Source organism: Mesorhizobium sp. M0140 (assembly GCF_040322475.1).
Classification (GTDB): Bacteria; Pseudomonadota; Alphaproteobacteria; order Rhizobiales; family Rhizobiaceae; genus Mesorhizobium.
Genome location: NZ_JAMYTM010000004.1, coordinates 263,465 through 285,949 on the forward strand (window position 1 = coordinate 263,465; position 22,485 = coordinate 285,949).

Below are 22,485 nucleotides of genomic sequence, written 5' to 3' on the forward strand. Positions count from 1 at the left end.
TTTAGCCCTGTGCTCCTGACACGGTTCTGTCAGCAGCCTGTCTCCGTGCCGTGCCAAATGCATGGCTGGCCACAGTCGCGCTACAGCAGGATCTTGCGAACCAACCTGACGGCGACCAAAGCGATATAGGCGGCGAAGAACAGGCCGAGCGACCAGCCGAAGCCGGACGGGCCGAACGCATCCATGCCGATGCCGATCGCCTGCGGGCCGAGCACCATGCCGACGCCGTAGCACAGCACGAAGGCGGCGTTGGCCGACGCCAGTTCATGGCCGGAAAGCTGCGAGCCGAGATGGGCGAGGCCGATCGTGTACATGGCAGCGACGACGCCGCCCCAGACGAACAGAAGCGCGGCCATCAAATGCCAATTCTGGGCGAAGAAGGGCATGAAGACGGTGCCGATAAGACCGACCGTGGCGCAGGCAATCAGCAGGTAGCGGCGATCGCTGACGCGGTCGCTGATCATGCCGATCGGGATCTGCAACAACACATTGCCGAGGCCGATCATGGTCAGCAGAAGGGCTGCATCGGCTTCGGAGTAGCCGATTCGGCTGCCGTAGATCGGGAACAGCGCAAAGCCGCCGGTTTCCACCGCGCCGAACACCAGCACGGCAGCGGTCGCCGACGGCACGAGCCAGATGTAGCGCAGAAAATTGCTGGTTTCGCCATCCGAGGCGATCGACGGGCTCTCGTTGCGTGCTGCCAGCACGGGTATGGCCGCCAGCGTCACCAACGCGATGATAACGCCGAACGGCCTGAAACCGGAACTGCCGAGATGGGCGAACAGCCACGGTCCGGCGGCAAAGCCGAGCGACAGGACAGTGGCGTAAATGCCGAGGACAAGGCCGCGTCGGTGCGGCGGCGCCGAGGTGCTGATCCAGAATTCGGACAGGATGAACAGCACCGTCAGCGCAATGTGCAGCACGATGCGCAGCGGAAACCACATCCAGAAATCGGGTGCGAAATGGAAGCCGACAAAGGCCAGCGCGCCGGCGGCGATCATGGCGATCATTGTCCAGGCAACGCCGAAGCGCATGGCGAGCGGGGTCGCCAGCGGCGCACCGGCGATCGAGGCGAGGCCGGCGACGGCGGTGTTGAGGCCGATCATCGAAGCCGAATGGCCGCGCGTTTCAAGGATGACGCTGAGCAGCGGCATACCGAGGCCGATGGCGATGCCGACGACGCTGATCGACGAGATCGCCGCCACCATCGGCAGCCAGTGTACGCGTTCGTCGCCCTGTGGTTGGGTATCGACCGTCATGGGATTCTGAATACTCTGTCTGTTTGATCTTACGCAATTCCGGGCGGAAAACCGCGTCACACTTTTCCTGGAATTGCTCTAGAGAAGTTCGCGGGTGAAGCGGCTGCGGACAAGCCGGTAGAAGGGCACGGGACCGCCAGGACGCAACAGCGGATCATGGGCGAGGCGCTTTTCCAGCTCGTCCAGGATCATTCGGGTGATATCGGGTATGTCGGCTTCCCTGGCCTTGGCGAGCGGCAGCCAGACCAGCTCTTCGAGCTCGTTGGTGGGACCGCCACCGGGCAGTTCGACGGCGACGTCGTCACGCCAGGCGCTGAAAAAGCGGGTGTCGAAGCGGCGCACCCGGTTGGGCGGCGTGATCGCGCGCGCGACGAAGCGCAGCATGTCCAGCGAGGGTTGCACGCCGTGTTCGGCAAAACCCTGCCAGTCGGACCTGGAGGTTGCGAAGGCACCCTTGCGGCCGATCAGCAGCCCGGCTTCCTCATAGGTTTCGCGGATGGCCGACAGGGCGATGGCGCGGGCTCGTGCGGCGCTTGTGCGGCCCGGCCCGGCGATCAGCCTGGCTTCCTGCTCCGGGTGCAAGGCGGCGACGACCGGTATGCGGCTGTCGGTCGGATCGGTGCGGCCGCCGGGAAAGACGAATTTGCCCGGCATGAACGCGTGGCCGGCATGACGGCGACCCATCAGAACCAGCACGTCATCGTCCTTGCGGTCGAGCAGGATGAGGGTTGCCGCGTCGCGCGGGCGGATGGGCCGGTCGCTATGAGCGATCATGCTCCGCTCGATCCTGTCGACTTCCGCCTTGGTCATACCGTCCATGCGCAGGACCTAGCGGAAACTTCTGGCAAGCGAAAGTGGCCTTTCACGGTCGGTATGTTGCACCAGGCAGCATTCTTGGCTGCGGCCTAGGCTTCGGGATGCGGCTCGATCACGTCGTGCTCGCCGCCGAAGCCGTGCATATAGAAGGCCCATTGCAGTCCGATGACGGCACCCTTGATCGGCTGCAGCAGCGCAACCGACAAAAGGATGGTCAGCGGTACCCAGATGGCGATGTGCTGCCATGTGGACAGCGTCGACGTCGCCTCAACGCCCATGAAGGCGCCCAGCACGATATGGCCGACGATGACTATGACGAGATAGGCGGGCAGGTCGTCGGCCCGGTGGTGATGCAATTCCTCGCCGCAGACACTGCATGTGTCGACGGTCTTGGTGAAAGCGCGAAACAGCTTGCCTTCGCCGCAATGCGGGCAGCGGCCGAGCAGGCCGCGCTTCATCGCCGTCCACAGCGGGCGCGTGGTCCGGCCCGAGTGATGTTCTCCGCCGAAAACCTGTTCTTCCATGGCTGTTGTCATCATCGTCTCCTGCCGCGCGAACCCGGTCGCGATTGCGACGCGCGGGCGCGGCCCTTGGCCTTGTGAAACGACCGCTTGGAGCCCGGCAGAGGCTTCGGGTCGGTCAACATCTCGAAGCGCATCGCCCCGGCCATCGGCGCCACCTCGATGAGTCGGACCTCGACACGGTCCGCGAGCTGATAACCTTTGCCCGAGCGTTCTCCGAACAGGGAGCGAGCGGTTTCATCGTATATATAGTAATCGCCGCCCAGAGTTGACACCGGGATGAAGCCATCCGCGCCGTACTGCGGCAATTGGACAAATAGTCCTGACTTGGTGACGCCGGAGATGCGGGCATCGAACCGGTCGTCGACGCGTTCGGCGAGATAGCTGGCGATCAGACGGTCGACCGTGTCCCGCTCGGCCGCCATTGCGCGGCGTTCCGTGCCGGAAATCAGCACCGCGACATCTTCGAGCCGTGCCGCTTCGTCCTGCGTCAGCCCGCCCGGACCCAATCCGAGTGCGGCAATAAGTCCGCGATGCACGATCAAATCGGCATAGCGGCGGATCGGCGAGGTGAAATGGGCGTAGCGGCGGAGGTTGAGACCGAAATGGCCGATGTTCTTTGGCGAGTATTCGGCTTGGCTCTGCGAGCGCAGAACCACTTCGTTGACCAGGCCTTCATTGTCGGCGCCGCGCACGCGCTCCAAAATGCCGTTGAACTGGCTTGGCTGCATCTGCGCGCCGCGCGCAAGTGACAGGCCCAATGTCTGCAGGAACTCGCGCAGCGATTCCTGTTTGGCCAGCGATGGCGCGTCATGGACGCGATAGACCAGTTCCTGTTTCTTCGCTTCGAGCGTTTCGGCCGCCGCGACATTGGCCTGGATCATGAATTCTTCGATGAGCTTGTGGGCATCGAGCCGGTCCGGCACGATGACGCGATCGACGGTGCCGTCCGGCTTTAGCACGATCTTGCGCTCCGGCAGGTCGAGTTCGAGCGGCTGGCGGCCATCGCGGCCGCGCTTCAGGATCGCATAGGCGTCCCACAGTGGCTTCAGCACGGTTTTGAGGATCGGGCCTGTCTTGTCGTCCGGCGCGCCGTCGATCGCCGCCTGAGCCTGCTGGTAGGCGAGCTTTGCCGCCGACTTCATCATGACGCGATGGAAGGAGTGCCTGAGCTTGCGGCCCTCGGCCGAAAAAACCATGCGCACTGCCAATGCCGGCCGGTCCTGGCCCTCGCGCAGCGAGCAGAGATCGTTGGAGATGCGCTCGGGCAGCATCGGCACGACGCGATCCGGGAAATACACCGAATTGCCGCGCTTCAGCGCTTCGCGGTCGAGTGCCGTGCCGTAGCGCACATAGGCGGCGACGTCGGCGATGGCGACAGTGGCGACCACGCCGCCCGGGTTCTTCTCGTCGAGATCCGGCGTGGCGAAGACGGCGTCGTCATGATCCTTGGCGTCGGCCGGATCGATGGTGATCAACGGCAGGTCGCGCCAATCCTCGCGGTGATCCAGCGTCGCGGGTTTGACCGCTTCGGATTCTGCGATGACGTCGGCCGGGAAGATATGCGGAATGTCGTGTGCGTGGATGGCGATCATCGAGACCGCCTTTTCGCTGGTCAGCGAGCCCAGCACGTTGAGCACCTTGGCCCTCGGCAGCCCATAGCGGGAAGCCCGCGCCGGCTCGACCTCGACCAGGTCACCGTTCTTGGCGCCGTTCTGGAATTCCTTGTCGACGATCAGTTCGGGCTGGCGCCGTTCCACCGGTTCGATGCGGAAGGTGCCGTCCTGCAAGATGCGAAAGACACCGAGCACGGCATCGGTACGTTTTTCGAAAATCTTCACCACCCGCCCGGTGTAGCCGGGGCCGCCCAGGGCGACGTTCGTGTCGTCGGCCGGAAAGGTCTTGGCCAGCACGCGGTCGCCAATGCCGGGCGCCGGTCCACTGCCACTGCGCGACAGGCGGATGGAAACGATGGGCGGCGGCCCATTGGCCGTGTGTTCGGTAGGACGCGCCAAGAGCACGCCATCGGCATCACGGTCAAAAATATCGAGGACCGTGACATGGGGCAGGGCGCCGACGCGGGCCAACCCCTTGCGTTCCTTGGTAAGGACGCCTTCGTCCTGCAAGTCGCGCAGCAGATCCTTCAGCCAGATGCGGTCGTCGCCGCGCAGTGCGAAAGCTTTCGCGATGTCGCGTTTGCCGGCGCGATCGGGATTTTCGGCGATGTAGCGCAAAATTTCGTCACGCGACGGCCGGTAGTCGTCCTTGACCTTGGCCCTGGTGTCGGCGGTGCGCGGATCGCCGTGGGTTCTGCCGGTGATCTTGCGCGCCACGCTGCCCTATCCTTTTTTCTTCGCGGCCGGCTTCTTCGCAGCCGGCTTCTTGGCGGCTGCTTTCTTGGTTGCCGGGGCCTTGGCCGCCGCTGCCTTGCGGAACGGCTTCTTGCCGCCGCCGCCCTTGGCTTCCTTCTCGGCAATCAGCGCCAGCGCGTCCTCGATGGTCACCGACTGTGGATCCCTGCCCTTGGGCAGGGTGGCGTTGACCTTGCCGAAATTCACGTAAGGTCCGTATTTGCCGTCGCGCACGACGATCTTGCCGCCGCCATCGGGATGGTCGCCAAGCTCCTTGAGCGCAGCGGCAGTGCCGCCATTGCGTCCGCCCTTGCCCTTCAACTGCTTCTCGGCGATCACCGACACGGCGCGGTTGAGGCCGATCGAGAACACGTCCTCGATGCTCTCGAGATTGGCATAGGTGCCGTCATGCAGCACGAACGGACCGTAGCGGCCGAGCCCGGCCGAGATCATCTTGGCCGTTTCCGGATGCTGGCCGACATCGCGGGGTAGCGACAGCAGCGCCAGCGCCTTTTCGTGATCGATCGATTCTGCCGTCCAGCCCTTGGGCAGGCTGGAGCGCTTGGCTTCCTTGCCGTCGCCGCGCTGCAGGTAGGGGCCGAAGCGGCCGCTCCGCAGCGTGATTTCCTCTGACGTGTAGGGATCCTTACCGATGACCTTGGTGCCGTCCTCGCCGCCGCCATTCTCGCCATTCGGATTGGCGGCGTCGCCGAGCTGGCGGGTGAAGGAGCATTCGGGATAGTTGGAGCAACCGACGAAGGCGCCGAACTTGCCGAGTTTCAGCGACAGATTGCCGGTGCCGCATTTCGGGCAGATGCGCGGGTTCGAACCGTCTTCGCGCGCGGGAAACACCAGCGGCGCCAGTTCCTCATTGAGCGCGTCGAGCACGTCGGTGACGCGCAGTTCCTTGATGTCGGCGACGGCACCGGAAAAATCCTTCCAGAAATCGCGCAGCACGTCCTTCCAGGCGAGCTTGCCGTCCGAGATCTCGTCGAGCTTTTCCTCGAGGGACGCGGTGAAGTCGTACTCGACATAGCGCTTGAAGAAGCTTTCGAGGAAGGCCGACAGCAGCCGGCCCTTGGCCTGCGGCACCAGCCGGCGCTTGTCGATGGTGACATAGTCGCGGTCTTCGAGCGTCTTCAGGATCGCCGTATAGGTGGAAGGCCGACCGATGCCGAGTTCTTCCAGCTTCTTGATCAGCGAAGCTTCCGAATAACGCGGCGGCGGCTCGGTGGTGTGCTGGGTGGCATTGATCGCCTGGCGGGCAAGCTGCTCGCCGGCACGGATTTCGGGCAGCCGACGGTTTTCCTCGTCTTCCGCATCGTCGTCCTTCTGGTCGGTGTAGGCGGCGATGAAGCCGTCGAAGCGAACGACCGAACCGATAGCACGCAGCTCGGCGGTGCGCGATCCGTTGACCGCTTCGATCTCGGCGGTGGTGCGCTCGATCTCGGCCGACTGCATCTGGCTGGCGATGGCGCGCTTCCAGATCAGCTCATAGAGCCGCATCTGGTCGGAATCGAGATATTGCCTGACCGATGCCGGGGTGCGCATGAAATCCGTCGGGCGGATCGCTTCGTGCGCTTCCTGGGCATTCTTGGCCTTGGCTGTATACTGGCGCGGCTTTTCCGGCAGGTATTTTGCGCCGAATTCCTTGGCAATGGCGTCGCGTGCGGCGTCGATCGCCTCGGGTGCCATCTGCACGCCGTCGGTTCGCATATAGGTGATGAGACCTGTGGTCTCGCCGCCGATCTCCATGCCTTCATAGAGGCGTTGCGCCACCTGCATGGTGCGGCTGGCCGAGAAGCCGAGGCCCGATGAGGCGGCCTGCTGCAGCGTCGACGTGGTGAAGGGCGGGCCGGGATTGCGCTTGGTCGGCTTGGCTTCGACCGACACCGCCTTGAAGGTTGCGCCATCAAGCATCGACTTGATGTCGTCGGCCTGCGCCTTGTTGGAAATGTCGAGCTTTTGCAGCTTCTTGCGGTCGAAGGCGGTCAGCCGCGCTTCAAAATTCTCGTTGCGCGGCGTGCCCAGCAGTGCGGCGATCTGCCAGTATTCCTCGCGGATGAAGCGCTCGATCTCGGATTCGCGGTCGCAGACGAGACGCAACGCAACCGACTGGACGCGGCCGGCCGAGCGGGCGCCCGGCAGCTTGCGCCACAGCACCGGCGACAGCGTGAAGCCGACGAGATAATCCAGCGCCCGGCGGGCGAGGTAGGCATCGACCAGCGGTGCATCGATCTGGCGCGGATTGGCCATCGCCTCCAGCACCGACGATTTGGTGATGGCGTTGAAGACGACGCGGCTGACCGGCTTGTCCTTCAGCGCGCGCTTCTGCTTCAGCACTTCCAGCACATGCCAGGAAATCGCTTCGCCTTCGCGATCCGGATCGGTGGCGAGGATCAGGCCGTCGGCGTCCTTGACCGCCTTGGCGATGTCGGCGAGGCGTTTGCCAGAGGCGGTGTCGACCGCCCAGGACATGGCGAAATCCTCATCCGGACGCACCGAGCCATCCTTGGCCGGTAAATCCCTGACATGGCCGAACGAGGCCAGAACCTTGTAGTTCTTGCCGAGGTATTTGTTGATTGTCTTCGCCTTGGCCGGCGATTCGACGACGACGACGTCCATGAGGTCTCATATCAGCTGTGGTGCGGCAGAAGAATTCCGCTGCGCGCGACGAAATCTCGTTCTATTTGTCGCTCACATGGCCGCGCTTTTGCATCCGGTCAAGGGGAAGCGCCCAAATTGCGGGCCGGTCCGCAGCAATACACTCTAAGAGTGTATGGAGAAAATCACAGAATTTTGGGAAAGGGAGATGTGGTGCCGAGCCGGCGAAAACGACCTAGTTTCACTTTTCCACCGAGTCGCGGAGTGACGGCCGGGAATAGCGTCGGTTCGACGCCAGAACGGCTGATTGATGCTGGCCGCCGGCGGCATGAAGCGATGCCCGGCGACCAGTCAGCAGGCGGGACTGGGATAGAGTGGCTTAGTCGGCCTTGACGATGTGCCAGACTTCGCCGACGCCGTCGCCGGTCACGTCGCCGGGCTTCTTGTCCTTTATGAAGGTGTAGACCGGCTTGCCGTCATAGGCCCACATCTTGGTGCCGTCGGTGCGGTCGACAACGGTCCATTCGTCATCCGCCTTGGCGCCGGCTTCGGCCTTCAGCGGCGGCCAGTTGGTGGCGCATTTGTCATAGCAGTTGGTCTTGCCCTTCTCGTCCTTGTCATAGGTGTAAAGCGTCATGCCGTTGGCGTCGGTGTAGATCTTGGTGCCATTGACCTCGGCTTCCTTCCACGCGTCGGCGGCGAAGGATGCGGCTGTGCTGAGTAGAAGCGCTGCCAGTCCTGCGGTTATGGTTTTCATGGAAATCTCCCTGACTGATATCTGGAGACGCGCGGGAAATCGCGGCCTCACAGCATCAACGCCTGCGGGCTGTGGTTTCTTCCTGGCAAGTGCGTCGGGCAATGGATGATCTTGCCAACACAATGGTGATTGGTGGACAAGGCTGCGCGTCGCTATATCGGCGTCACGGCATTGGAGTTCTTGGAAATGGCATTGGACATCGGCTATGTCAGCGCGATCGGGGCGGGAGCCATCTCGTTCCTGTCGCCTTGCGTGCTGCCGCTGGTGCCGCCCTATCTCTGCTACATGGCCGGCGTCTCGGTCGACGACTTCCGCGGCAATACGGGGGCGGCTGCAAAGGAAGGCGCACGCGGCGCGCTGCTCTTTTCCTCGATCGCCTTCGTGCTCGGCTTCTCGACCGTCTTTGTCGCGCTGGGCGCCGGCGCCTCGACCATCGGCCGGTTGCTGCGCGTCTGGCAGGAGCCGCTGGCAATGGGCGCCGGTGTGCTGATCATCCTGATGGGCCTGAATTTCCTCGGCATCCTGCGCATTCCGCTGCTGTCGCGCGAGGCGCGCTTCCAGTCGCAGGGCAAGCCGGCGAGTGCTGTCGCCGCCTATGTCATGGGGCTGGCTTTCGCCTTCGGCTGGACGCCCTGCATCGGCCCGGTGCTGGGGCCTATCCTGACGCTGGCAGGTGGCCGCGAAACGGTGGGCGAGGGTGCATTGCTGCTCGCCGCCTATTCGCTCGGGCTGGGCATCCCATTCCTGATCGCCGCACTGTTTTCCGGCACCTTCATGCGCTTCCTCGGCAAATTCCGCGTCCATCTCGGCCGCGTCGAAAAAGCGATCGGCGCGCTGCTGGTCGTTGCCGGCGTGTTTTTCCTCACCGGTGGCGTGCAGACCGTTTCCTACTGGCTGCTGGAGAATTTCCCGGTGCTGGGGCGGCTGGGGTAGGTCGCCTCGGTGGGAACGATGCACGGCAGCCCGCATTTGCACTGCCGTTGACCACACTTTTTCGAGCCGGGAGGCGAGAATGGTAGCCAAGGCGGACGTGCGAAAATTCTTCAAGGCCTATGAGAAAATCTACAATGACGCGCTCGCCGACACCGTCGATCTCAACGACGTCGCCGACATGTATTCGGCCGGTTTTGTCTCGGTGACGCCGGCATCGGTCATGGTTGGCGAGAATGGGGAGCAGTTGAAGGCCATCATGACAAAGGGTTTTGAGGCCTATCGTGCCCTCGGCAGCAAGAGGATGACCTGCAAGGACGTCTCTGTGACACCTGTCGACCAGGACCATTGCGTGGCTGAGGTAAACTGGTCCGGTGACTATGAACGCAAGGATGGGAGTCCCGTGACCATCGACTTTGCGGTCAACTATCTCGTCGAAAAGCGAGATGGCAAGCTGAAGGTGTTTGGCTGGATATCAGGTGACGAGCAGGCGGAATTCAGGAAACACGGCCTGTTGTAAGTGTGCTGACTGCCGAATTCCGTCTTAAGACCCGTTGAATAAGAGTCGGCTGCTCCGCCATGGCACCGGAATTTAACCGCATTGGTGAAGCATGGCGCCACTGCTAGCATGCTTTGATTCCCAACCCTTTTCATATGGTTGTCGTTCCATGAGCCAGAGATCCTGCCTGTCCGTCATCCTTGCCGCCGGCGAAGGCACGCGCATGAAGAGCGTGCTGCCGAAGGTGCTGCACCAGATCGCCGGCCTGCCGATGGTCGCCCATGTGGTGAAGGCGGCCGAAGCCGCTGGTGCCGGCAGCCAGGCGCTGGTGATCGGCCATGGGGCCGAAGAGATGCGCAAGGCGGCGGCGAAATTCGCTCCGAAGGCCGAGACCTTCGTGCAGGACAAGCGCCTCGGCACCGCGCATGCCGTGCTCGCCGCGCGCGATGCGATATCAAAGGGTTATGACGATATCCTGGTGATGTTCGGCGACACGCCGCTGATCGACGCGGATGCGCTGACCGTGGCGCGGCTGAAACTGGCGGAAGGTGCGGCCGTCGTCGTGGTTGGCTTCCGTCCGCCCAGCCCGACGGGCTATGGCCGGCTGATCGAAAAGGACGGCAAGCTGGTCGCCATCCGCGAGGAAAAGGATTGCTCCGAGGAGGAGAAAAAAATCGGCTTCTGCAATGCCGGGATGATGGCGGTAGCCGGCGCCCATGCGCTGAAGCTGCTCGATCAGGTCGGCAACAAGAATGCCAAGGGCGAGTACTACCTCACCGACATTGTCGAGATCGCCAGCGGGCGCGGCCTTGACGTCGTCGCCACCGAAGCCAGCTTCGAGAGCGCGCTCGGCATCAACAATCGCGCCGAACTGGCGCAGGCCGAGGGCATCTGGCAGGCGCGTCGCCGACACGAAGCGATGCTGTCGGGTGTGACGCTGATTGCGCCGGAGACGGTGTATTTCTCGCACGACACCGAGATTGGCGCTGACACCATCGTCGAGCCCAATGTCTGGTTCGGCCCGGGCGTGAAGATCGCCACGGGCGCCAAGATCCATGCGTTCAGCCATATCGAAGGCGCCACCATTGCGTCCAATTGCGATGTCGGGCCGTATGCGCGGCTGCGGCCGGGTGCGGATCTCCGGAACAAGGCCAAAGTCGGCAATTTCTGCGAGGTCAAGCAGGCCGTTATCGAGGAGGGCGCCAAGGTCAACCATTTGACCTATATCGGCGATGCCCGCGTCGGTGCGGGAGCCAACATTGGCGCCGGCACCATCACCTGCAACTATGACGGCTATTCGAAATTCTTCACCGACATCGGCGAGGGCGCCTTTGTCGGCTCGAATTCGTCGCTGGTGGCGCCTGTCACCATCGGCAAGGGCGGCTACATCGCCTCGGGCAGCGTGATCACCGAAAGCGTGCCCGACGATGCGCTGGCCTTCGGCCGCGCCCGCCAGAAGACGATTCCAGGCAAGGGCAAGGAATTGCGCGAGCGCTCTGCTTCGGCCGCGGCTGCGAAGAAAAAGTAAAACCGGCCCGCAAAAAACCGAACGATTGCAGTAACCGGATTGCAAGAGCGGTCTGTCATGGTGCATCGACAAGAATGAGCGTTCCGTTACACGGGACGAAATGCAATGTGACTTTCACGGCAGGCCGGCCATCCCTAAATAGTGCTGGTTTTCTGGGGATTCGGGGGCTTTCTGCATGTGCGGTATCGTTGGAATCGTCGGCCGCTCGCAGGTTGCGCCGCTCATTGTCGATGCGTTGAAGCGGTTGGAGTACCGTGGCTATGACTCGGCCGGCGTCGCCACCATCGAGCGTGGCGAACTCGCCCGCCGCCGCGCCGAAGGCAAGCTGATCAACCTGGAGCGCCGGCTCAAGGACGAGCCGCTCGACGGCACGATCGGCATCGGTCACACACGCTGGGCGACGCATGGCGTGCCCAACGAGACCAATGCGCACCCGCATTTTTCCGATGGCGTCGCCATCGTCCACAACGGCATCATCGAGAATTTCGCCGAACTGCGCGCCGAGCTGATCCGCGACGGCTATTCTTTTTCGTCGCAGACCGACACCGAGGTCGTGGCGCATCTGGTGGCGCGCGAACTCGCCAGGGGGCTGAAGCCGGTTGATGCCGCGCACCAGGCGCTGAAGCGGCTGGAAGGCGCTTTCGCGCTGGCCATCATGTTCAAGGGCGATGAAGACCTGATCGTCGGCGCGCGCAACGGTCCGCCGCTGGCTGTCGGCCATGGCGATGGCGAGATGTTTCTGGGTTCAGACGCCATCGCGCTCGCCCCGTTCACCAATTCGATCACCTATCTCGAAGATGGGGACTGGGCGGTGGTGCGCCGCGACGGCGTCACCATCTTCGACATCGACGGCACAAAGGTCGACCGCAAGCGCCAGCAGTCCCTCTCGACCAGTTTCATGGTCGACAAGGGCAATAGACGCCACTTCATGGAGAAGGAAATCCATGAACAGCCCGAGGTGATCTCGCACACGCTGGCGAATTATCTGGATTTTGTCGGCGGCGTCTCCAAGCCGCTCGACCTGCCTTTCGATTTCGCCAAAATCGACCGGCTGGCGATTTCGGCCTGCGGCACCGCCTATCTCGCCGGCCTGATTGGCAAGTACTGGTTCGAGCGCTACGCGCGACTGCCGGTCGATATCGATGTCGCTTCGGAATTCCGTTACCGCGAAATGCCGCTGTCGAAGAACGATGCCGCCTTCTTCATCTCGCAATCGGGCGAGACCGCCGACACGCTGGCCTCGCTGCGCTACTGCCGCAAGGCGGGGATGAAGATCGGCGCCGTCGTCAATGTGCGCGAATCGACGATGGCGCGCGAATCCGACGTCGTGCTGCCGACGCTGGCGGGACCGGAGATCGGCGTTGCCTCGACCAAGGCATTCACCTGCCAGCTGTCGGTGTTGGCATCGCTAGCCGTGCGTGCCGGCGTGGCGCGCGGGACAATCTCGAAGCAGCAGGAAAAGACCTTTGTGCGCGAGCTTTCGGAAGCGCCGCGCTATGCCAATCAGGTGCTGAAGCTCGACCATCAGATCGAAAAGATCGCGCGCGACCTCGCGCACTATAAGAACGTGCTCTATCTCGGCCGCGACACCAATTTCCCGCTGGCCATGGAAGGCGCGCTAAAACTCAAGGAAATCTCCTATATCCACGCCGAAGGCTATGCAGCCGGCGAACTGAAGCATGGCCCGATCGCACTGATCGACGAGAACATGCCGGTCATCGTCATCGCGCCGCACGACCGCATTTTCGAAAAAACCGTGTCGAACATGCAGGAAGTGGCGGCGCGCGGCGGCAAGATCATCCTGATCACCGACAGCAAGGGCGCGGCGCTGACGAGCGTCAAGACGATGGAGACGATCGTGCTGCCGGACGTGCCGGAAATCATCTCGCCGATCATCTACGCGCTGCCGATCCAGATGCTCGCCTATTTTACCGCCGTGTTCATGGGCACCGACGTCGACCAGCCGCGTAATCTGGCGAAATCGGTGACGGTGGAGTAGGCCTCATCCTTTCGTCATCCACGGGCGGAGCGGGAGCGAAGCTCCTGCGCAGACCCGAGGATCCATTCCGTGACGGTGGTGGCGGATCAAGCGGTGCAGAACTTGGCGCTACCACCCAGTCCCGCGGAAAAGTTCGAACCACTCCGGATTGGCCTTTCCGATCAGTTCGATCTTACATTGACGCGGCCAACGTTTCAGCGACTTCTCGCGCTGGATCGCATCGGATCGTTTGTGACGCCAATATAGATGGTGCCGCGTTTCCGGCTCGCAGTTAAATAGACATAGCCCGTCATGAACGAAGTATAGCGACCGAACGATCCGCCGACCATCTTGAGGGGTTGCATTCTTCGGCCGACGTCACGGAATGGATCCTCGGGTCTGCGCCGCGTCGCTTCGCTCCTTGCTCCGCCCGTGGATGACGAAGGGGAGGGATGTTTCGGCTAATCGCGAACGTATGCTGCTTCCGTTTGGATTGCTTCGCTGGAAGCGGCGGCATAATCCGCTCTTTAAAAACTTCGCAGTTCCAAAGCTTCGTCCGGTTCACTAATGTTGCGCTGCAATCCGCGCCTCCGGTGAATCATGTCCGACGCTCCCAAGACTTCCGGCGTGACCCGGCTGAGGAACTATTTCCTCACGGGCTTCATTGTCTGCGCGCCGCTGGCGATCACCGCTTACATTGCATGGTCTTTCATCGGCTGGGTCGATTCCTGGGTGAAACCCTATATTCCGGCCCGCTACAGCCCTGACACCTATTTGTCGTTTCCGGTGCCGGGGTTCGGGCTGATCGTGGCGCTCATCCTGATCACGCTGATCGGCTTCCTGACGGCCAACATCGTCGGCCGCGCCATCGTCAATTTCGGCGAGCGCCTGCTTGGCCGCATGCCGCTGGTGCGCGGCATATACGGTTCGCTGAAACAGATTTTCGAGACCGTGCTGTCGAACAAGGGCGACATGTTCCGCCAGGTCGGGCTGGTCGAATATCCGCGCAAGGGCGTGTGGTCGCTGGTGTTCGTCGCCAGCGAGAAGGAAACCGAGATCAACCAGAAGCTCGACCAGGAAGGCGATCCGCTGATCGCCGTGTTCATGCCGTGCACGCCGAACCCGACCACCGGATTCCTGATGTATGTGCCGAAGTCGGACATCGTGCTGCTCGACATGACGATCGAGGACGGCGCCAAGCTGATCGTCTCGGCCGGGCTGGTGGCGCCCGAGGTCAAGCAAATGGTTGTCGTGAATGGCGAGCCGATCGAGGGGATGCTCGCCAACCCGTCGGTTGCCGCCCTGGCTCAGCCGGCGCGCAGGAGCCGCACGGCCTCGTCGCGGCCGAACAAATAAAGCAGCAGGCGCAACGCCTCGCCACGCTGCGATTGCAGCTCCGGGTCGCGCGACAGGATCAGCCTGGCATCGTCGCGGGCGGCCTCCAGAAGATCGGCATGCGCCTCGATGCGCGCCACCTGGAAACCCGGCGTGCCGGACTGGCGGGTGCCAAGCAATTCGCCTTCGCCGCGCAGCTTCAGGTCCTCCTCGGCGATCAGGAACCCGTCCTCGGTCTCGCGCATCACCGACAGCCGGCGTTTCGCGGTCTCGCCGAGCGGGTCCTTGTAGAGCAGCACGCAGGAGGAGGGCTTGTCGCCACGCCCGACCCGGCCGCGCAACTGATGCAATTGGGCGAGGCCGAAGCGCTCGGCGTGCTCGATGACCATGACGGTGGCGTCCGGTACGTCGACGCCGACCTCGATGACCGTGGTGGCGATCAGGATGCGTGTCTCGCCCTGCTTGAAGGCGCGCATCGCCTCGTCCTTGTCGGCACCTTTCATGCGGCCGTGAACGAGCCCGATACGGTCGCCGAACAATGGTTTCAGCGAGGCGAAGCGGTCCTCGGCCGACATCAGCTTGATTTCTTCGGATTCCTCGACCAGCGGACAGATCCAGTAGATCTTCTGGCCGCCGGCCACCGCCTCGACCATGCGGCCGATCAGTTCATCGAGCCGCTCCAGCGGCAGAGTAACGGTACGGATCGGCTGGCGGCCGGCCGGTTTTTCCGTCAGTTTCGACACGTCCATGTCGCCGAAAGCGGTCAGCACCAGCGTGCGCGGGATGGGAGTGGCCGTCATCACCAGCATGTCGGGCGCATCGCCCTTGGCGGTGATGGCGAGCCGTTGATGGACGCCGAAACGGTGCTGCTCGTCGATCACGGCAAAGACCAGGTCGTGGAACATGACCGTCTCCTGGAACAGCGCATGGGTGCCGACGACGATGTCGATCTCGCCGCTTGCCAGGCCGGCCAGCGTATCAGCGCGTTCGCGGCCCTTCTCGCGGCCCGTGAGGATGGCGATGCGCAGCCCGACCTTGGCGGCAAGCGGCGTGATGGTCGCCAGATGCTGGCGCGCCAGGATTTCGGTCGGTGCCATCAAGGCCGCCTGGCCGCCAGCCTCGACAGCCCGCGCCATGGCCAACAGCGCGACGACCGTCTTGCCGGAGCCGACATCGCCCTGCAGAAGCCGCAGCATGCGCTCGGGATCGGCGAGGTCGGCATTGATTTCGGCCAGCGCGAACTCCTGGCTCGGTGTCAGCGAATAGGGCAGTGCGGCTCGCAGTTTTTCGACGATGCGGCCGTCGCCGACCAGAGGGCGGCCGGACAGGCGGCGGACTTTTGCCCGCACCAGCGCCAGCGAGACCTGGCCCGCCAGCAGCTCATCATAGGCGAGGCGCCGCCAGGCAGCGCCATCGACGGAGACATCGATCGGGTCGGCCGGATTGTGGATGCGGGCAAGCGCGCCGGCAAAGGAGGGAGACGTGTGGCGGCGCATGAAAGCGCCGTCCTGCCATTCGGGAAATTCGGGCACACGCGCCAGCGCCTGGCCGATCGCCCGGCGCAGCACCTTGCCCGAGAGCCCGGCTGTCAGGGGATAGACCGGTTCGACCAGCGGCAGGTTTTCCGCCTCGCTGGCGAGCGCGATGTGGTCGGGGTGGACCATGCTCGGGCGGCCGTTGAACCATTCCATGCGGCCGGAGACCACGACATGCTCGCCCTCGGGCATCGCCTTTTCGAGATAGGAAGCGTGAGCATGGAAGAAGGTCAGCGCGATCTCGCCGGTGTCGTCATGGGCTAAGACCCGGTAAGGCACCGACCTGTTGCCGCGCGGCGGCGGCTGGTGGCGGTCGATGCGCACCTCCAGCGTCACGATCTGGCCCTCCGCGGATCCTGCGATGCCCGGCCGGCTGCGCCGGTCGATGACGGTGTGCGGCAGCACGAACAGAAGGTCGCCCGCGCGGGCGGGGCGGTCACCCAGATCGGCCGGGACAACCTTCTCGATCAGCGCGCCGACTTTCGGTCCGACGCCGGCAAGCGAGGTGATCGGGACAAACAAGGGATCGAGGATGGAAGGTCTCATCTGAGAGAAACCATGCGGTGTCTGCGCTCACCCCCCTCTGGCCTGCCGGCCATCTCCCCCTCAAGGGGGGCGATTAGCAGTTCTGACCTCGCCCGCCTTGCGCAGTTGGAAATTGGCGAAAGCAGTCGTGCCATACGATCTCCCTCCTTGAGGGGGAGATGTCCGGCAGGACAGAGGGGGGTGCTAGCGCCGATACTGTCAGGAATGTTCGTCACACCGAGATGTTAGACGCCAACCGGGCCGTTGCAAGGCTGACAGCCCCTTCTATCCACGCTATATGCGCCCGCAGCAAGCAAGGATGCGGCACGATGACCGGAACGACGAGATCAAGCGAGGGGCTCGACGTCCGCCGCCGCAAGCTTCTGTTTCGCTCCTGGCATCGCGGCATGCGCGAGATGGACCTTATCCTCGGCACCTTCGCCGACGCTGAGATCGGCGCCTTGACCGGCGACGAAATCGACCAATATGAGAGGCTCCTCGACATTCCCGATACCGAATTCCTGCCCATGGTCACCGGCGAACGCCCGGTGCCGGCCGACATCGATTGTGCCGTCCTGCAAAAGATCCTGGCTTTCCGCCGTTCTCTGACATTCTGAACACAAGCAATTCCAGGAAAAGTACGAAGCGGTTTTCCGTGGGGAATTGCGATAAAACAAGACCGTGATTTGATGAGCCTCATTCCCACCATCGGTTTGCCGAAAGACCGCGCCGGTCAGTTCATCGTCGACGGCGTCGCCGATGGCTACGAAGCCTTTGCGCTGGTGCAGGCAGCACTCGAGATCGCGCCCGACAAGCCGGTTCTGTTCGTCGCGCGCGACGGTCAGCGCCTGCCGGCGATCATCGAGGCGCTGTCTTTCGCGGCCCCCGGCCTGCCGGTGCTGGAACTGCCGGCCTGGGATTGCTTGCCCTACGACCGCGTCTCGCCCGGCTCGGATGCGGCCGCCAAGCGCCTCGATGCACTGACCGCCATGATCGCGCTGGCGAAGAAGCCGCACCGCGCCGTCATTCTCACCACCGCCAATGCGCTGCTGCAGCGCATTCCGCCGGCGGATCTCGTCGAGGCACAGACCTTCCACGCCAGGCCCGGCAACCAGATCGACATGAACGTACTGGTGTCGCGACTGGAAACGTCCGGTTTCGAACGCGTGCCGACCGTGCGCGGTATCGGTGAATTCGCGGTGCGCGGCGGCATTCTCGACCTTTTCGCCCCCGGCTGGACCGAAGCGCTCAGGCTCGACTTCTTCGGCGACACGCTGGAATCGATCCGTGTCTTCGACGCCGCCACGCAGCGCACCACCGGCCAGCGCAAGTCGATGGCGTTGCAGGCGATGAGCGAAGTGGCGCTGACGCCGGAAACCATCAGCCGTTTCCGCCGCTCCTATATCGAAGCCTTTGGCGCTCCACAGCGCGATGACGGGCTCTATGCAGCAGTCAGCGAAGGCAGGCGGTTTGCCGGCATGGAACACTGGCTGCCGTTTTTCTATGAGCGGCTGGAGACGGTGTTCGACTATCTGCCTCACACGCCTGTCATCTTCGACCATCTGGCGCATGAGGCGCTGGCCGAGCGCCACACGCTGATCCTCGACCATTACGAGGCGCGCAAGAAGCAGGCGGACGGTGCCTTGAAGGACGCCGTGCCCTACAAGCCGGTCGCACCGGACCTGCTCTATCTCTCCCCGGAAAACCTGATTGCCTCGCTAGGGCCGCGTGAAGCGATCGACTTCACGCCGTTTGACGCGCCTGACGCCGGCGCGAAAAAGGTTTTTCATGCCGGTTCGCGCCCTGGCCGCAGCTTTGTCGAGGAACGCGCCGACCCGAACGTCAATGTGTTCGACGTAGTCGTCAAACACATCGCCGATGAGCGCGCGGCGCGCCGCCGCGTCGTCATCGCCGGCTGGACCGAGGGCTCGCTCGATCGGCTTGGCCAGATCCTTGCCGAACACCATCTCGGCAACCTCAAGCAGGTTGCAACGCTGGCGGAAGCCGAAAAGCTCGAGCCGGGTCAGGCGGCCTTGGCCGTGCTGCCGCTCGAATCCGGCTTCGAAACCGAAAAACTGGTCGTCGTTGCCGAACAGGACATTCTCGGCGACCGGTTGATCCGGCGCTCGAAACGCAAGAAGCGTCCCTCGGATTTCATTGCCGAGGCCTCGGCATTGTCGGCCGGCGACATTGTCGTCCACGCCGACCACGGCATTGGCCGGTTTATCGGGCTGCGCACCATCGAAGCGGTCGGTGCACCGCATGACTGCCTGGAAATCCACTATGCCGGCGACGACCGGCTGTTCCTGCCGGTCGAGAACATCGAACTCCTGTCGCGCTATGGTTCTGACACAGCCGAGGCGACGCTGGACAAGCTTGGCGGCGGCGCCTGGCAGTCGCGCAAGGCGCGGCTGAAGAAACGCCTGCTTGACATGGCCGGGCAGCTGATCCGCATCGCCGCCGAGCGGCAAATGCGCTCCGCACCGCCACTGGTGCCGGCAGAAGGCCTCTATGGCGAGTTCGCGGCCCGCTTTCCCTATGAGGAGACCGACGACCAGCAGACGGCGATCGACTCGGTGCGCGACGATCTGGCCGCCGGCAAGCCGATGGACCGGCTGATTTGCGGCGATGTCGGCTTCGGCAAGACCGAAGTGGCGCTGCGCGCTGCCTTCATCGCGGCGATGGAAGGCTTTCAGGTGGCGGTTGTGGTGCCGACGACATTGTTGTCGCGCCAGCATTTCAAGACCTTTTCGCAGCGTTTCTCCGGCCTGCCGATCCGTGTCGGCCAGGCGTCGCGGCTAGTCGGCGCCAAGGAACTGGCCGAGACCAAGAAAGGTATCGCCGAGGGCCAGGTCGACATCGTCATCGGTACGCATGCGCTGCTCGGTTCCGCAATCTCGTTCAAGAACCTTGGCCTGCTGATCATCGACGAAGAGCAGCATTTTGGCGTCAAGCACAAGGAGCGGCTGAAGGATTTGAAGACCGACGTGCACGTGCTGACGCTGTCGGCGACGCCGATCCCGCGCACGCTGCAACTGGCGTTGACCGGGGTGCGCGAACTGTCGCTGATCGCCACGCCGCCGGTCGACCGCATGGCGGTGCGCACCTTCATCTCGCCCTTCGATCCGCTGGTCATCCGCGAGACGCTGCTGCGCGAGCGCTATCGTGGCGGCCATTCCTTCTATGTGGTGCCGCGCATCAGCGATCTCTCGGAAATCCAGGATTTCCTGAAGGAATCCGTGCCGGAGTTGAAGGTGGCGGTGGCCCATGGCCAGATGCCGCCGGGCGAACTCGACGACATCATGAATGCCTTCTACGACGGCCAGTACGATGTGCTGTTGTCCACGACCATCGTCGAATCCGGCCTCGACATCCCGACCGCCAACACGCTGATCATCCATCGCGCCGACATGTTCGGCCTGTCGCAGCTTTACCAGTTGCGCGGCCGCGTCGGCCGCTCGAAGGTGCGCGCCTATGCGCTGTTCACGCTGCCGGCCAACCGCAAGCTGACCGACACCGCGGAGCGGAGGCTGAAGGTGCTGCAATCGCTCGATACTCTGGGCGCCGGCTTCCAGCTCGCCAGCCACGATCTCGATATCAGGGGCGCCGGCAATCTTCTCGGCGAAGAGCAGTCCGGCCACATCAAGGAGGTCGGCTTCGAGCTCTACCAGCAGATGCTGGAAGAGGCTGTCGCCGAGGTGAAGGATTCCGGCGAGGTCCAGGATGGCGGCTGGTCGCCGCAGATTGCCGTCGGCACGGCGGTGATGATCCCGGAAAGCTATGTTCCGGACCTGCAGCTTCGGCTGGCGCTTTATCGCCGTCTCGGCGATCTCGAGAACACCGAGGAAATCGACGCTTTCGGCGCCGAGCTGATCGACCGCTTCGGCCCGCTGCCGGAAGAGGTCAAGCATCTGCTCAAGATCGTCTTCATCAAGGCGCTCTGCCGCAAAGCCAATGTCGAGAAGCTCGACGCCGGGCCGAAGGGCGTCGTCATTCATTTCCGCAAGCGCGAATTCTCCAACCCGGTTGGGCTCGTCCGGTTCATCGGCGAGCAGGGCTCGCTGGCCAAGATCCGGCCGGACCACAGCGTCGTCTTCGTACGCGATTGGCCAACCCCCGAGAAGCGATTGGCGGGCTCGGCGGTGGTCATGACGCAGTTGGCGCGGCTGGTGGAGAAGGCGGCATAGCCCGCCCGGACCATTCGCCAGCGCTTGAATTCCGGTCTAGAATACGAAAACGGCTTCGTGTATGGAGCCGCCATCCCATATAGGGGCTGGAGTGGGGGCGAGGGTGCTCGCCGGAAAGAGTGTTGGTGCAGCGATGACGAAATGGTCGCCGAATTCGTGGAGAGCAAAGCCGATCAAGCAGGTTCCTGCCTATCCGGACCTTGCCGCGCTGAAGAACACGGAGGCCCAGCTCGCAACCTTTCCGCCGCTGGTTTTTGCCGGTGAGGCGCGCAAGCTGAAGAAGCAGCTCGCTTCTGTCGCCGCCGGTGACGCATTCCTCCTGCAGGGCGGCGATTGCGCCGAGAGCTTCGCCGAGCATGGCGCGGACAACATCCGCGACTTCTTCCGCGTCTTCCTGCAGATGTCGGTGGTGCTCACCTTCGCCGGCGCGCAGCCGGTGGTGAAGGTCGGCCGCGTTGCCGGCCAGTTCGCCAAGCCGCGATCGTCCGACAACGAGACCAAGGGTGAGGTGACGCTGCCCAGCTATCGCGGCGATATCATCAACGGCATCGAATTCGACCCCAAGTCGCGCATTCCGGACCCCGCTCGCCAGGAGATGGCGTATCGCCAGTCGGCGGCGACGCTCAACCTTTTGCGCGCCTTCGCGCAAGGCGGCTATGCCAGCCTGGAGAATGTGCACCGCTGGATGCTCGGCTTCGTGTCCGACAGTCCGCAGGGCGAGAAATACGAGTCTCTTGCCAACCGCATCACCGAGACGATGGACTTCATGAAGGCCGTCGGCATCACCTCGGAAACCAACTACGCGCTGCGCGAGACCGATTTCTACACCAGCCACGAGGCGCTGCTGCTCGGCTATGAGGAGGCACTGACGCGTGTCGATTCGACCTCCGGCGACTGGTACGCCACCTCGGGTCACATGATCTGGATCGGAGACCGCACCCGCCAGCCCGACCATGCGCATGTCGAATATTGCCGTGGCATCAAGAACCCGCTCGGCCTGAAATGCGGTCCGTCGCTGATGCCGGACGGCTTGCTGGAGCTGATCGACCTGCTCAATCCCGAGAACGAGCCCGGCCGGCTGACGCTGATCGCCCGCTTCGGTTCCGACAAGGTCGCCGACCATCTGCCGAAGCTGGTTCGCGCGGTGCAGAAGGAAGGCCGCTCCGTGGTGTGGTCGTCGGATCCGATGCACGGCAACACGATCGAGGCCGCCGGCTACAAGACGCGGCCGTTCGACCGCATTCTGAAGGAGGTGCAGACCTTCTTCGAGGTGCACCGCGCCGAAGGCACGCATCCGGGCGGCATCCATGTCGAAATGACCGGCAAGAACGTCACCGAATGCACCGGTGGCGCACGCGCCATCACCGCCGAGGAATTGCAGGACCGCTACCACACCCATTGCGACCCGCGCCTCAATGCCGATCAGGCGATCGAACTGGCCTTCCTGGTCTCGGATCTGTTGAAGAAGAGCCACCCGGTGCAGCACAAGCAGGTTGCCAACGGCTGATTTTCGCGCAGTCCGAATAAGATCCACGAAAGGGCGTCCGAGAAATCGGGCGCCTTTTATGTCTGCGCTAGAGCGATTCCTATTTTGAGAGAATCGTAGGATTCCCAAAGCCGGATGTTTGTGATTCAAGATGCTGGCTGGATTGGAGGCCAG

General features: G+C 63.3%; 15 protein-coding genes and 1 pseudogene. 8 read left to right on the plus strand and 8 right to left on the minus strand.

Annotated elements, in window-relative coordinates:
- Window positions 1-80: 80 nt before the first annotated feature.
- The 6 genes from NKJ37_RS06710 to NKJ37_RS06735 all read right to left on the minus strand — a co-directional run bounded on the left by NKJ37_RS06710 (window position 81) and on the right by NKJ37_RS06735 (window position 8,308).
- Window positions 81-1,259, minus strand: coding sequence for an MFS transporter (locus NKJ37_RS06710; protein ID WP_023810543.1), 1,179 nt, complete (start codon window positions 1,257-1,259; stop codon window positions 81-83).
- Window positions 1,260-1,337: 78 nt separating this feature from the next.
- Window positions 1,338-2,078: an NUDIX hydrolase gene (locus tag NKJ37_RS06715; protein WP_352773310.1), complete on the minus strand. Its 741-nt coding sequence runs from the start codon at window positions 2,076-2,078 to the stop codon at window positions 1,338-1,340.
- Between the two features lie 86 nt (window positions 2,079-2,164).
- Window positions 2,165-2,599, minus strand: coding sequence for a DUF983 domain-containing protein (locus NKJ37_RS06720; protein ID WP_206638025.1), 435 nt, complete (start codon window positions 2,597-2,599; stop codon window positions 2,165-2,167).
- An 11-nt stretch (window positions 2,600-2,610) separates the two neighbouring features.
- The gene (rnr, locus tag NKJ37_RS06725; RefSeq protein ID WP_352773313.1) at window positions 2,611-4,929 is read right to left on the minus strand and encodes a ribonuclease R; all 2,319 of its coding nucleotides are present in this window, start codon (window positions 4,927-4,929) and stop codon (window positions 2,611-2,613) included.
- 6 nt (window positions 4,930-4,935) lie between these two features.
- On the minus strand, window positions 4,936-7,572 hold the full coding sequence (gene topA / locus NKJ37_RS06730; RefSeq protein WP_352773316.1) for a type I DNA topoisomerase: 2,637 nt from the start codon (window positions 7,570-7,572) through the stop codon (window positions 4,936-4,938).
- A 358-nt stretch (window positions 7,573-7,930) separates the two neighbouring features.
- Window positions 7,931-8,308 (minus strand): COG4315 family predicted lipoprotein, encoded by a 378-nt coding sequence (locus NKJ37_RS06735; RefSeq protein WP_128303545.1) that lies wholly within the window; start codon window positions 8,306-8,308, stop codon window positions 7,931-7,933.
- A gap of 186 nt (window positions 8,309-8,494) precedes the next feature.
- Here NKJ37_RS06735 and NKJ37_RS06740 point away from each other — a divergent pair, with 186 nt between their 5' ends.
- The 4 genes from NKJ37_RS06740 to glmS all read left to right on the plus strand — a co-directional run bounded on the left by NKJ37_RS06740 (window position 8,495) and on the right by glmS (window position 13,264).
- Window positions 8,495-9,241 carry a cytochrome c biogenesis CcdA family protein gene (locus NKJ37_RS06740; RefSeq protein ID WP_352773319.1) on the plus strand — a complete coding sequence of 249 codons (747 nt, stop codon included), beginning with the start codon at window positions 8,495-8,497 and terminating at the stop codon, window positions 9,239-9,241.
- Window positions 9,242-9,320: 79 nt separating this feature from the next.
- Window positions 9,321-9,758: a DUF6841 family protein gene (locus NKJ37_RS06745; protein ID WP_352773322.1), complete on the plus strand. Its 438-nt coding sequence runs from the start codon at window positions 9,321-9,323 to the stop codon at window positions 9,756-9,758.
- A 148-nt stretch (window positions 9,759-9,906) separates the two neighbouring features.
- Window positions 9,907-11,265: a bifunctional UDP-N-acetylglucosamine diphosphorylase/glucosamine-1-phosphate N-acetyltransferase GlmU gene (gene glmU, locus NKJ37_RS06750; protein ID WP_352773325.1), complete on the plus strand. Its 1,359-nt coding sequence runs from the start codon at window positions 9,907-9,909 to the stop codon at window positions 11,263-11,265.
- 175 nt (window positions 11,266-11,440) lie between these two features.
- The gene (gene glmS / locus NKJ37_RS06755; protein WP_352773328.1) at window positions 11,441-13,264 is read left to right on the plus strand and encodes a glutamine--fructose-6-phosphate transaminase (isomerizing); all 1,824 of its coding nucleotides are present in this window, start codon (window positions 11,441-11,443) and stop codon (window positions 13,262-13,264) included.
- A gap of 108 nt (window positions 13,265-13,372) precedes the next feature.
- On the opposite strand, the pseudogene NKJ37_RS06760 reads toward glmS, so the two are convergent.
- A pseudogene (locus tag NKJ37_RS06760) lies at window positions 13,373-13,557 on the minus strand (GIY-YIG nuclease family protein).
- 286 nt (window positions 13,558-13,843) lie between these two features.
- Between NKJ37_RS06760 and NKJ37_RS06765 the strand changes: the two are divergent.
- A complete protein-coding gene (locus tag NKJ37_RS06765; protein WP_027036784.1) occupies window positions 13,844-14,599 on the plus strand; it encodes a DUF502 domain-containing protein in 756 nt (251 codons plus the stop codon).
- On the opposite strand, the gene recG is transcribed toward NKJ37_RS06765, so the two are convergent.
- Window positions 14,551-16,659 carry an ATP-dependent DNA helicase RecG gene (recG, locus tag NKJ37_RS06770; protein ID WP_352773331.1) on the minus strand — a complete coding sequence of 703 codons (2,109 nt, stop codon included), beginning with the start codon at window positions 16,657-16,659 and terminating at the stop codon, window positions 14,551-14,553. The two genes, NKJ37_RS06765 and recG, sit on opposite strands and share 49 nt — an antisense overlap.
- Window positions 16,660-16,967: 308 nt before the next feature.
- Between recG and NKJ37_RS06775 the strand changes: the two genes are divergently transcribed.
- The 3 genes from NKJ37_RS06775 (at window position 16,968) to NKJ37_RS06785 (ending at window position 22,332) form a co-directional block, all read left to right on the plus strand.
- Window positions 16,968-17,255, plus strand: coding sequence for a succinate dehydrogenase assembly factor 2 (locus NKJ37_RS06775; RefSeq protein WP_352440274.1), 288 nt, complete (start codon window positions 16,968-16,970; stop codon window positions 17,253-17,255).
- 72 nt (window positions 17,256-17,327) lie between these two features.
- A complete protein-coding gene (gene mfd, locus NKJ37_RS06780) occupies window positions 17,328-20,825 on the plus strand; it encodes a transcription-repair coupling factor (RefSeq protein WP_352773334.1) in 3,498 nt (1,165 codons plus the stop codon).
- 133 nt (window positions 20,826-20,958) lie between these two features.
- The gene (locus NKJ37_RS06785) at window positions 20,959-22,332 is read left to right on the plus strand and encodes a class II 3-deoxy-7-phosphoheptulonate synthase (RefSeq protein ID WP_352773337.1); all 1,374 of its coding nucleotides are present in this window, start codon (window positions 20,959-20,961) and stop codon (window positions 22,330-22,332) included.
- The last annotated feature ends 153 nt before the right edge of the window (window positions 22,333-22,485 follow it).